The following is a 12,218-nucleotide window of genomic DNA, read 5'->3' as shown; positions in this document are numbered from 1 at the left end:
TCTATCGACTAACTCAACCCAAATTATAGTTCCCCAGAGTCAAAATGTGTTGAGGGGTTATTGAATTCCAGAATACCACGATTATGAAAGTTACCCAGGAAAAACTCCCCGCTAGCCAAATTGGGCTAGATATCGAAATCTCTCCGGAAATGTCCAAGAACGCTTACGAGCAAGTGATTCGTCAATATGCTCGTTCAGTCAATATTCCTGGGTTCCGCAAAGGGAAAGTACCGCGTCATATTCTCGTCCAACGCTTAGGAATCGGTCGTATTAAAGCGGCGGCCCTCGATGATTTGATGCAGCAGTGCTTACCCAAGGCGGTTGAACAGGAAAATATCCCTGCTATTGGGAGTTTTGAACTCCGGGGTGATGTTGAAGAATTGGTTTCCTTGTACGAACCCGGACAGCTTTTAACCATTAAAGCGGCGGTTGATGTTGCCCCTGAAGTTCAACTCGGTGAATATAAAGGCTTAAATGTGCAAGCCGAAGAAGTGAAGTTTAATCCAGCTCGCGTAGAGGAAGTGTTAGAACAGGAACAGACGAAACTAGCAACGTTAGTTCCCGTTGAAAACCGACCCGCTCAAACGGGTGATGTAGCATTTGTAGACTTCAAAGGCGTATTTGCGACGGAAACTAACGTTGCAGGCGAACCCCAAGAAATTCCCGGAGGAAGCGCGGAAAATTTCCAAGTTGAGTTAGTTGAGGGACAATTTATTCCCGGTTTTACAGAGGGAATGATTGGGATGAACCCCGGCGAAACGAAGGAACTTCAAGTGACTTTTCCCGATGACTATGGTAATGAGGAATTAGCCGGACAGGCTGCGGTGTTTACGATTACCTTAAATGAACTTAAGGTCAAAGAACTTCCAGAACTTGATGATGACTTTGCTGAAGAAGTCAGTGAGTTTGAAACCTTAGCCGAACTCCGAGAGTCTTTAGAAAAGCGATTTCAAGAGGAAGCCGACGAACAAACAACAGCGAACAAAAACAAAGCTTTAATTGAGGCGATTGTTGCAAATTTGCAAGTCGAATTACCGGAAACGATGATTCGAGAGGAAGTGGATCAAGTTCTGACTCAGCAAGCCATGCAGTTAAGTCAGATGGGTGTCGATATTAAGCGGCTGTTTACCCAAGAAATGATTCCTCAAATGCGAGAGCGTTCTCGTCCCCAAGCGATTGAACAGCTAAAGCAGTCCTTAGCGTTAAAGGAAATTGCCAAGCAAGAATCGATCACGGTTTCTGAGGAGGAAATCCAGGCAGAAGAAGCCAAAACAATGGCGCAATTACAGGGACAAGAGGTTGACCCTGACCGTTTGCGTGAAGTGGTTAACGAAAACTTACTCAAGAAAAAGACTTATAGTTGGTTAGAAGAAAATTCCACAGTGGAATTGGTTCCAGAAGGTTCTTTAAGTCCATCTGAGGAGTCTGAGGAGTCTGAAGAAACTGAAATGTCCGAAGAAGTCACCTCGGAAGTGGAAGTCGAAGTCTTGACCTCCGAAACCTCGGAGTAAGTTTGAGGGTTAATTCCCAAACTTGATTTAAGGATTAAAAATCTCTCATCCCCTTACCCCTGTCAACGGGACCGGAGGTAGGGAGATGGGGAAAGAAAAAAACTTCTCAGGTCTGAGTTTTGCCTTTTTACCCGATCGAGTCACCAACTGGTGACATTTCAGTTTTTCAACCTACAGAGTCAACAATCAACACCAGCAAACTGACGAGTCCCCACTCCCGCCCAATTTTTAGAGGTGAATCTCAGTTAATCTTGAGCCGTTTGAGTTGAGTTAAGGCATAATAGATCGTATTAAGTTCATTTGAATGCAATAATTGCCCAACGTGCGGAAGGCACTACTTAATAAAATCAAGGGGTTAATTTAAAATCAACTGTTGAAAACCTATTCTCTATCCCATGATTACATCTGAGTCTTCTCATCAGCCTGTTGTGAGTTTTAACAATCGTGATCTCCAAAGCGTTAGCCAAAAAGAAATCCATTCAACAAATCCGGCGAACGTAATGATTCCTATGGTCGTCGAACAGTCGGGTATGGGAGAGCGGGCGTTTGATCTTTACTCCCGGTTGCTCAGAGACAGAATTATTTTTCTGGGAACCGCAATTGATGATGAGATTGCTAACGCCGTCAGCGCCCAGATGTTATTTCTAGATGCTGAAGATCCCGAAAAAGACATTCAACTTTACATTAATTCTCCAGGGGGTTCGGTAACCGCCGGAATGGGAATTTATGACACTATCCAGCAAGTTCGTCCTGATGTGGTGACAATCTGTTATGGTTTAGCGGCCAGTATGGGAGCATTTTTGTTGTCATCCGGGACTCCCGGAAAACGAATGTCACTTCCGAATGCCCGCATGATGATTCACCAACCTCTCGGCGGAGCTCAAGGACAAGCGGTAGATATCGAAATTCAAGCCCGAGAAATTCTGTATCATAAGCGCATTCTTAATGAAATTCTGGCGCAAAATACAAGCCAACCGATTGAACGAATTGAGGTGGACACTGAACGGGACTTCTTTATGTCCGCTGAAGAATCCAAAGAATATGGTCTAATAGATCAGGTGATCTCTAAACAGAATCGTCCTATTCCTGGAGAATCTGTCCCAGCAACATAAGACGAGGCAACTATGTCTAAGTACGACTCCCATCTAAAATGTTCCTTTTGCGGCAAATCCCAAGAACAAGTTCGGAAGTTGATAGCGGGGCCTGGGGTCTATATCTGTGATGAATGCGTGGAGTTATGCAATGAGATTTTAGATGAGGAGTTGTTCGACTCCAATCCCAGCAGCTCTCCTCCTCCCGCTCGTCCACAAGCTGCTCCTCCGCCTAAGCGCCGCCCTCGTCCTAGTCGAGTTGCGCTCAACCAAGTTCCCAAACCTGTAGAAATTAAAGCTCATCTAGATAATCATGTGATTGGTCAGGATGAAGCCAAAAAAGTTCTTTCGGTCGCCGTTTACAATCACTACAAACGGCTTGGCTTTATTCAAGGGAAAAATCGCCAATCCTCAGAAGATAATATTGAGTTACAAAAGTCTAATATTTTGCTGATTGGCCCTACCGGAAGCGGGAAGACGCTGTTAGCAGAAACACTGGCGAAGATGTTGGAAGTTCCATTTGCCGTGGCGGATGCAACCACGCTAACAGAAGCGGGATATGTGGGCGAAGATGTTGAAAATATTCTGTTGCGATTGTTACAAGTAGCAGATTTTGATGTCGAAGAAGCCCAACGAGGAATTGTCTACATTGACGAAATTGATAAAGTCGCCCGTAAAAGCGAAAATCCTTCAATTACACGGGATGTTTCAGGAGAAGGAGTTCAACAGGCGCTTCTGAAAATGTTAGAAGGAACAGTGGCTAATGTCCCGCCTCAAGGTGGACGTAAGCATCCCTACCAAGATTGTATTCAAATTGATACCAGTAATATTTTGTTTGTCTGCGGGGGTGCTTTTGTCGGGCTAGATCGGATTATCGATCAGAGAACGGGCAAAAAGTCAATGGGCTTTATTCAGGGTGAAAAGGAACAAGTCAAAGATCAACAATCGCCTGAAACCTTGAAGAAAATGGAACCCGATGACTTGGTGAAATTTGGGTTAATTCCAGAGTTGATTGGTCGTATTCCGATGGTCGCCATTCTAGATCCGTTAGACGAAAAGACCTTGATGGCGATTCTGACTGAACCTCGCAGTGCCTTAGTTAAACAATATCAGAAATTGCTGCGAATGGATAATGTGCAGCTAGAGTTTGAAGAAGATGCCATTCAAGCGATCGCCCAAGAAGCCTTTCGTCGTAAAACGGGCGCTCGGGCATTGCGGGGAATTGTGGAAGAATTGATGCTTGATGTCATGTATGAATTACCCTCTCGCAAGGATGTAAAACGATGTCAGGTGACGAAAGAAATGGTTGAAAAACGATCAACGGCGGAGTTGTTAGTTCATCCGTCTTCGTTACCCAAACCTGAGTCTGCTTAAGTTTGAGTATAAGACCTTTTACAGAGAAGCAAAGACTTCTTCGGCTAAACCAAAGGAAAGCGTCATTCCCGCCCCACTCAAAGCGTTAACGAGGGTAACGCCTTTTTCAACAGGGGCGATTAATTCTGTTTTTCCAGGGATTTTTGCATAGACTCCATTCCAAGTTTCTGCTATTTCTAATGAGGGAACTTGTACAAAGGTTTGGAGATAGTCGAGAATATATTGATTAATTTTCGCTTTGTTAAACGGATCAGGAGTTAAACCGTATTCGTGAGAATCTCCGATGATTAATTCACCGTGAGAATTTTGCGAAACCATCACATGAATTCCCCACTCGGGAAAATAAGGCGTTTCGGCTTGAATTCTATCTTTTAAAGCCCTCAAAGATTGGAGTTGAGAAAACGCCGCATAATGGGTTAAAGTTAACCCTCCACAAAGAGAAGCCCCAATTTTAAATTGATTGGGTTGAGGGATAGTCCGCATCATTTGTAGTTTAACTTTTGTTATCCCACTTTGAGCATAAACCTCTCGATAGATGGTTTCAAAATCTCTCCCACTACAGACAAAAATCTGATCAGCTGTCCAGGTTTTTCCCCCTGCAATCAACTGAGGATAATTAATCTGGGTGACAACAGTTCCCCATTCAAATTCTACCCCATATTCGGCTGCTAAAAACGCCGGAATTTTGGCGATCGCTTCTCGCGGATCAACAATAACTTCCGTTGAACTCCACAATGTTCCCAGTAACCCTTCTGTCTTGACGGCTGCACTTTTTTGAGTGACTTCTTTGGGTGTTAACAAAGCGACTGAATCAATTTGTTGACCTGTTGTGGCAATAAATTCCTCTAAAACCGCTAATTCATCTGGATGATAAGCAGTATGAAGCGAACCGCAACTATCTGTATTAAACTTAGCTTTTTCGGCAATTTCTAGCCAAATTTCCCTAGATTTTAAGGCTCGATTAAACAGTAAACCTTGAGGTTGACCAATCGGCCAAATCATACCAAAATTGCGAATTGAAGCCCCGACTGCTTGTTGATTGCGTTCAAAAACAGTCACTTTAAATCCTCGTTTAGCTGCGGCTAAAGCATGGGCTAAACCAACAATTCCCGCCCCCACAATTGCAATTTCTGTTGATTGAATTTGAGTCATAATATTTGAGACTTTTGTTTTTATTTTACAAATTAATGATTATATTTTTAAGTTCAATCAAGGAATTAAGTAAACCATGATTGGGATATTGTTGTAATTTTTCTCGGGTATGTGTGCCATTTGTTACGGCTAAAGATAATAAACAATTTGCATTCATTCCTGCTGCCAAATCAACGGGAGTATCACCAATATGAATCACTTTTTTTGAGTCTTTAATTCCTAATTTATACATTGCTTTTTGAATCATATAGGGAGCCGGACGACCTTCATTATTATAAATTTCATCCGGTGTAACTGAAACTTGAATGATTGTATCATCTGAGCCAACATAGTCAGAATTCAAGCCTTGATTCCAACCTAAGCGGTGTAAAATAATATTAGTAACAGTTCTATAAAATCCAGTGTTGAGAGCAATTTTAATTCGTTGTTGTTTTAACCCGTGAAATAGTTCTAAACAACCGACAGTCGGTTCAACAGATTGAGTTAAATAATGATGTTCTAATATTTGTTTAAATCGAGTATAAGATTGTTCAACTTGAGGGGCATAACTCTGATTATCTGTACCCATTTGTTCAGACCACAAAGTTTGAAAAACCAACTTTTTTGACCATCCCATCATAGAATTAATACGTTCAGAGTCTACCTTTAATCCGGTGATTTCAGCAGCTTGACAAAAACAGTCTTGAACTTCGTTGTTATCTTGAACGGTTGTCCCTGCCATGTCAAAGACAACTAATTGAATACTCGTCATTAAACACTCACAAATTATAGCCAGATTAGATCATTAAACATTTGATAAAATTAAAATCTATTTTGTTCTCAAGTTCGCAAAATTAAAGCCTTTTTTAATATTTTTAGCCCGACAATCACCCGTTAGGAGATAGACTAATTTTAAACATCTCCCTATCTCCCTATCTCCCTACCTCCTCACCTCCCCAGAAATCAAATTTTAGGGTCTTAACGCTCGCATCCCTGCTAGATGTAGGGGGGATTCAAATCATTCTTTTTGGGGTGTCGAATGGCGAGTTAAATCCAGTTTGGCTTGTAATTCAGCTTTAATGCGGTTGAGGATAGACGTCTCATCCAAAGAAGCAAGAATCCGTTTAACGACAGCTTTTGGCGCATCATCGCCCCAAGACGCACCATTAGCAAGGTAAGTTTTTGTGACCTGTCCAATCCCATAGGAAGAAACCCCAGCAACACCCGCTTGTGTAATCGCCACCGACATATAAGGAATTAACGTAGCCCCTCCCGTCATCGGTGCGGTCACTCCTAATAATCCTTTTAAAGAACTTAAACCCAAATTCGCCACTAATTCACTCGCCGTAATTCCACCCATACCAATCGCGATTTTTTGTAATAAATCAATAGCACCTTGTTGGGTCATAGAAATTCCATATAATTTAGATAAAGTCAGGATCATACTAATATCAATAATCCCCCCACTTACTAAGTCAATAACCGTCATTGGGTTTAAGGCAATCGCGACGGCTTTGGTCATCACTCCATTCCAAATCACCCGATTAGCACTTTGTTCTCTAATCTCCATCTTTCGCTGTACTAACTGTTCGTTAATATCTCCAGCGTAGAGCATTGTATTGAGTGCCACTAATGATTTTCCTTCCCGATCTAAAATTTCAAGAATTTTGAGTTTGAGGTTTTCAACTTGAGGTTCAGAGCGAGTTAATTGAGGTTGAATACTCCCATCAGGACGACGAACTGCGGTCGCGATTAACGGAGATGCCGCAGCCATGACAATTTCATCAGGAGACAACAATTCTTTGACTCGATCATCTCGAATTTTATGATAAATTGCCATACGGTCTGCTTCAGGATATTGATCAACTTTATTAAACACCAATAACATCGGTTTTCCGGCTTCACGCAGTTGAGATAACGCCTCATATTCAACTTGAGTAATATCTCCCGCAATCACAAATAAAAGTAAATCTGCCCGTTGTGCGACTTGATGTGCAATTTTTTCTCGGGTTTTTCCATCAACTTCATCAATTCCCGGAGTGTCTATTAATTCAACTTGAGAAATGCGATAGGAAACCACATCATTTCCCAGATCAGAAGTTTGGATAGGCGTATCAGAAACTTGCCAACTTTGGGCTTGAGTGGCTTGAGTCACACCATGAATTGGGCCTGTTTCAAAGATCTTTTGACCTAAAAGTGCATTCAAAATCGAGGACTTACCCCGTCCTACCATCCCAAACACTGCAATTTGGATGCGAGTTTGTTCGAGTTTATCCATCATCGTTTCTAACCCGTGTATTTCCGTTTCGAGTCCAGCTCGTTCCTCGGGGGTTAAATCTAGATGGCCAATAATTTCACGCATGACCTCTTGAGCATCCCGCAGGTTTAACTCTGCTTGAATGTCGGTGAAGTTTAAAATTGTATTGTTAAGTTCGTCGTCTAGGTTCATCTGATTCCTTTCAACTCCCCGCAGTGGGTTCTTTCTCTGCGCTCTCACCCTATCGTATCTTTATAATCTGCTCAAATTTTGATCTTAAGGAACGGATATCCAGTCGGAAAACTGACTTGACACTCTCCAGGATAACGGATAATGAAATTATTCCTCAACTTCTGTTGATTTTAACTGATGTTGAGTGCTTGTTGAGTGTTTTTATTGATGATCTAGTGAATTTTTTAAAGCTCAAATGACTCCTATCATTCGCTTTTCTCAACCCTCAGACATTGTTCAGCTAACTGAAATTTATAATTATTATATTCTCAATACGGCGATTACTTTTGATCTCAAACTGTTTACGGTAGAACGTCGCCGGGAAGAATGGTTTGAACATTATTCTTCTACAGGTCGTTATCAGTTGTTTGTCGCTGAAGTTGAAGATCAAGTCGTTGGCTATGCAAGTAGTAGTTGTTTTCGAGCTAAAGCAGCGTATGAAACGTCTATAGAAACCAGTGTTTATATTCATCCCAAAACCATCAAAAAAGGAATCGGAAGTTTACTTTATTCGGCTCTATTTGAATCTTTGAAAACTGAGGATGTGCATCGCGCCTATGCGGGAATTACGTTGCCAAATTCAGCCTCTATTGCGCTACATCAAAAGTTTGGGTTTCAGAGTGTTGGCGTTCATCGAGAGGTGGGTCGTAAGTTTGATCGATATTGGGATGTAGAGTGGTTTGAGAAGTGTTTACCCTCTTAATTTAGGTTGAGAGTCTAGTCGGAAGAGTCATTAGCTTCGGGTCAATGGCTTGCTGTCTGAGTAAACCACATACAACTGTATACATTGATTTTCAGGGATTTGACCGAGTTGGCTGCACCACAAACTCCCAAAAAATAATAAAGTTTTGTAACTTCTTCCAGAATTCCCGTAAAAACCGCCAACCCCATCTGATAGAGGAAGTGAACGGTTTAACCGTTACTAGCTGTTCGAGGGTTTAAAACTCGATCAAAGCGAATATTGTCAGCACCGTTCTTGTTTTCAATGCTAGTCCCATTGCTTGCGAGAATTGCTGACGATCAATGAGAAACAAACAAACGAAAGGTCAAGCTTAAAATTCTGCTTGCTCGGGGGATTTTTTGTGCAAATTTCCCGACTGAAATCAACCGACATCTACCCAATAGGAGTATCACGATGGCCAAGCTCAATATTAATCAACTCACCGATAATTTTAATGATGACACCAATCCTCAAGTGGCAGCCGATTACGGTGATGTTGTTTGGGAATCTGAGGTTTTCGGTAATCTTAATCTCGGTTATTACAATGGCATTACAGAGGAAATAACAACCATTGCTTCAACTTTCAATGATGAATCCAACCCTCAAATTTCTGACGGTGGTGACGTTGTTTATGAGTGGGAATATGGCATTGGTGATATTGATGTCCGTTTGTATGATGTAAATACTGATACGACAACATTGCTTCCGATTGGCATAGCACGGGATGAAACCAATCCTCAAATTTCAGGGAATCTTATTGCCTATGAATACGAGTTTACTTCCTCTGATACAGACATCTATTTATATAATGAGTTTACCAACACAAACACTCCCATCGCAGAGACGGCTTTTAATGAAATTAATCCCCAAATTGCAGGTAATTTCGTTGTTTATGAACGAGAAAATAGTAATTCTAACACCGATCTTTACCTCTATAATGACTTAACGGGAATCGAAATTCCAGTTGCAACCAACTTTATACGCAATGAAACCAATGCCCAAGTTTCTGAATTTGGAGATGTTGTTTATGAGTATGAGTTTAGTAGCACGGATACAGATATTTATCTCCGTGATTTCTCTACCGGAAATACTTTTACCTTAGCCAGTAGTGGTTTTGATGAAATCAATCCTCAAATAGCAGGAAACTATGTCACCTGGCAAGCCTGGGATGGCAATGACTGGGAGATCTATCTCCATGATCGACTCACAGGCGCGATCACTCCACTCACCAATAATTCTCAAGATGACATTAATCCCCAAGTTTCTGATTTAGGTTTTGTCGTCTGGGAACATGAATATGATTCCTCAGATACAGATATTCTTCTGTATGATGGTTCAACTGTTTATGATGGTTCAACGGTTCAAACTTTGGTTAACAGTACCAATGATGAAGTTAACCCTCAAATTGCAGGTAATTATGTCACTTGGGAAGCTTGGGATGGAAATGACTGGGAAATTTACACGGCAAGCATATTTCCTGATGTCTAAACCCCCAGTTTGGGGCATTATACGGCAGAAAATATTCAGGAGAAAAGCCGAATTAATCATTTCATCTCATTCCGGTTTTTATTGATAATATTACCTCATTTTCTCAATTCTTTAACTGAATCGAAGATGAGGTTTAATTGGATAAATCTATCGAATGAGAGCGAATTTATAATTGGATTCAAGAGAGAATTTAATCTCTAACTTCCTCAATTCTAGCAGAAGATCAATTCGGACTTTAATCTCCATATAACTGACCAGAAAACCCATCTTAATAGCTGAATATGGAACCCGAAACTCGCATAGAAATCCAACCGGAATTCCCATCCACTCAAGAGGAAACGCCTCTACCCGAACCTCAAACTCCCGAGACTCCCCCATCGAAAAATGAAGTGGATGTAGATCTACCACAAGAAACCGATGAAGCTGAAGTCGATCCTCCTGAAAAAGCCGATATTGATTTCTCTCAAGAAGAATCCCGACCTCCATCAGAAGATCCGCAACCTTCTGAACCCGAGTCCGAATCTGATGTCAATTCAGACGAGGAATCTCCTTCCGAAATAGAACCTTCTTCAGAATCAGATATGGAACCCGAAACTCGCATAGAAATCCAACCGGAATCCCCATCCACTCAAGAGGAAACGCCTCTACCCGAACCTCAAACTCCCGAGACTCCCCCATCGAAAAATGAAGTGGATTTAGACCCACAAGAAGAAACCGATGAAACTGAAGTCGAACCTCCTCCAAAAGCCGATATTGATCCCACTGAGGAAGAATCCCGACCTCCATCGGAAGATCCGCCGGAAGATCCCCAACCCTCTGAACCCTCAAATTCAGATGAGGGTTCAGACTCAAATCAGGAATCTGAAACTCGTACAGAAGTTGAACCGGAATCTCCCAGTCAAGAGAACGCAGCTTTACCCGAACCTCAAACTCCCGAGACTCCCCCATCGAAAAATGAAGCCGATTTAGACCCACAAGAAGAAACCGATGAAACTGAAGTCGATCCTCCTCCAAAAGCTGAGATCGACGATCCGATTACGGATGACAGACCTTCCGTTGAAACGCCTGAGAATGAACAAGAACCGGATTCTCAACCCGACCCGGATGTAGACCCGCCTTCGACTCCAGACAATTCCTCTGGTGAGGATATACCTGTTGTTGATCCTCCATCAAATGATGAATTTCCACCGACCACCGAAGAGGAGTCTTCATCCGGGACAGAATCCAATGATCCGACCACCGGAGATGAATCTCCATCGGGGACAGGATTAGATGATCCCACCCCAACAGAACCTGTTCTCACACCCGAACCTGAGTTTGAACCGACTCCTCCAGATATATCCGGTTTCACAGTTTTGACCATTAATGGTACCGATCTCAGCGATAATCTTCTCGGTAGTGACAATGACAGTGAAATTTTTAGAGGATTTTCTGGAGACGATATTATCTTTGGTTTCGCTCAACCAGATAACTTTTTTGGAGGTGAGGGTAATGACTTGATGTTTGGAAATCAAAATGAGGATTTCCTAGAAGGAAACGAAGGAAACGATACCGTATTTGGCGGTAAACAAAATGACACATTACTCGGTCATGCAGGTGAAGATAGTCTATTTGGCGATCAAGATGATGACCTCCTCTATGGTGGAGAAAATGCAGACTGGCTCAATGGTAATTTAGGAAATGACACCATTAAAGGAGGAGACGGTGATGATTTAGCCTACGGAGGACAAGGTAATGATGTTCTCGAAGGTGAAGCGGGAAATGACTTTGTTAGTGGAGATAATGGAGATGATATTTTGATTGGTGCCGATCCCAATATAACTGATGCCGGACAGAACGAAATTGATACTTTAGTAGGGGGAACAGGAGCGGATACATTTGTTCTGGGTGATGAGATTCAAGTTTATTATGAAGATGGCGATCTCAATAACCTCGGTTTAGAAGATTACGCTATAGTTCAAGATTTCGACAGCACTCAAGATATTATTCAACTCGCAGGAAATGCGGAAGATTATCGACTGGATGTTCAACCCGAGGGTTTACCTCAAGGAACTGCACTCTATCATACTGTTGGGGGTCAAGATGAACTGATTGCGATTATTCAGGGAACATCTTTCCCTGTTGTGCTTGAAGAAGATTACTTTACGTTTGTTTAATTCCGTTTTAGAAATTGACGATGTGAAGCGGACAGGTTATCTGAAATTAAACAAAAAACAAAAATGGTTTAACCTGTCCAACTCGAATATGAAATCCAACTTAAAAAGGGTCTTGCAAAAGCTGCAAAACCCGATCAAAGTGAGGCATTTTAAAGATGATTTAATGAAATCTAATAAGAATTATTATAGCCTTCTCGTCGCTGTTTGCCGTTATTGTAACGGGGTTTAGCTTTATTAATATAAAATACGCGGATCACC

General features: G+C 41.8%; 9 protein-coding genes. 6 read left to right on the top strand and 3 right to left on the bottom strand.

Features of this window, described 5'->3' with window-relative positions; translation table 11 throughout:
- The first annotated feature begins 83 nt into the window (after positions 1-83).
- From tig to clpX, 3 genes are all read left to right on the top strand, one after another.
- Positions 84-1,511: a trigger factor gene (tig, locus tag M595_RS10980; RefSeq protein ID WP_023066324.1), complete on the top strand. Its 1,428-nt coding sequence runs from the start codon at positions 84-86 to the stop codon at positions 1,509-1,511.
- A 395-nt stretch (positions 1,512-1,906) separates the two neighbouring features.
- Positions 1,907-2,623 carry an ATP-dependent Clp endopeptidase proteolytic subunit ClpP gene (clpP, locus tag M595_RS10975; protein ID WP_040483948.1) on the top strand — a complete coding sequence of 239 codons (717 nt, stop codon included), beginning with the start codon at positions 1,907-1,909 and terminating at the stop codon, positions 2,621-2,623.
- A gap of 12 nt (positions 2,624-2,635) precedes the next feature.
- Positions 2,636-3,976, top strand: a complete 1,341-nt coding sequence (gene clpX, locus M595_RS10970) for an ATP-dependent protease ATP-binding subunit ClpX (RefSeq protein ID WP_040483947.1) — start codon at positions 2,636-2,638, stop codon at positions 3,974-3,976.
- Positions 3,977-3,994: 18 nt separating this feature from the next.
- Here the strand turns inward: clpX and M595_RS10965 are convergent, their stop codons facing one another.
- The 3 genes from M595_RS10965 to M595_RS10955 all read right to left on the bottom strand — a co-directional run bounded on the left by M595_RS10965 (position 3,995) and on the right by M595_RS10955 (position 7,556).
- Positions 3,995-5,128 (bottom strand): TIGR03364 family FAD-dependent oxidoreductase, encoded by a 1,134-nt coding sequence (locus M595_RS10965; protein ID WP_023066335.1) that lies wholly within the window; start codon positions 5,126-5,128, stop codon positions 3,995-3,997.
- A gap of 25 nt (positions 5,129-5,153) precedes the next feature.
- On the bottom strand, positions 5,154-5,879 hold the full coding sequence (locus M595_RS10960; protein WP_040483946.1) for an HAD family hydrolase: 726 nt from the start codon (positions 5,877-5,879) through the stop codon (positions 5,154-5,156).
- 246 nt (positions 5,880-6,125) lie between these two features.
- Positions 6,126-7,556 (bottom strand): GTP-binding protein, encoded by a 1,431-nt coding sequence (locus M595_RS10955; protein ID WP_023066281.1) that lies wholly within the window; start codon positions 7,554-7,556, stop codon positions 6,126-6,128.
- A 235-nt stretch (positions 7,557-7,791) separates the two neighbouring features.
- Here M595_RS10955 and M595_RS10950 point away from each other — a divergent pair, with 235 nt between their 5' ends.
- From M595_RS10950 to M595_RS10940, 3 genes are all read left to right on the top strand, one after another.
- Entirely contained in the window at positions 7,792-8,298 is a 507-nt protein-coding gene (locus M595_RS10950; protein WP_023066304.1) for a GNAT family N-acetyltransferase, read from the top strand.
- A gap of 432 nt (positions 8,299-8,730) precedes the next feature.
- Positions 8,731-9,804 carry a TolB-like translocation protein gene (locus M595_RS10945; RefSeq protein WP_023066315.1) on the top strand — a complete coding sequence of 358 codons (1,074 nt, stop codon included), beginning with the start codon at positions 8,731-8,733 and terminating at the stop codon, positions 9,802-9,804.
- Positions 9,805-10,085: 281 nt separating this feature from the next.
- The gene (locus tag M595_RS10940) at positions 10,086-11,960 is read left to right on the top strand and encodes a calcium-binding protein (RefSeq protein WP_023066357.1); all 1,875 of its coding nucleotides are present in this window, start codon (positions 10,086-10,088) and stop codon (positions 11,958-11,960) included.
- The last annotated feature ends 258 nt before the right edge of the window (positions 11,961-12,218 follow it).

Origin of the sequence: Lyngbya aestuarii BL J (genome assembly GCF_000478195.2) — a bacterium.
GTDB lineage: Bacteria > Cyanobacteriota > Cyanobacteriia > Cyanobacteriales > Microcoleaceae > Capilliphycus > Capilliphycus aestuarii.
Note: the sequence above shows the minus strand (reverse complement) of the source record. Positions and strands in the feature narration are given on the sequence as shown.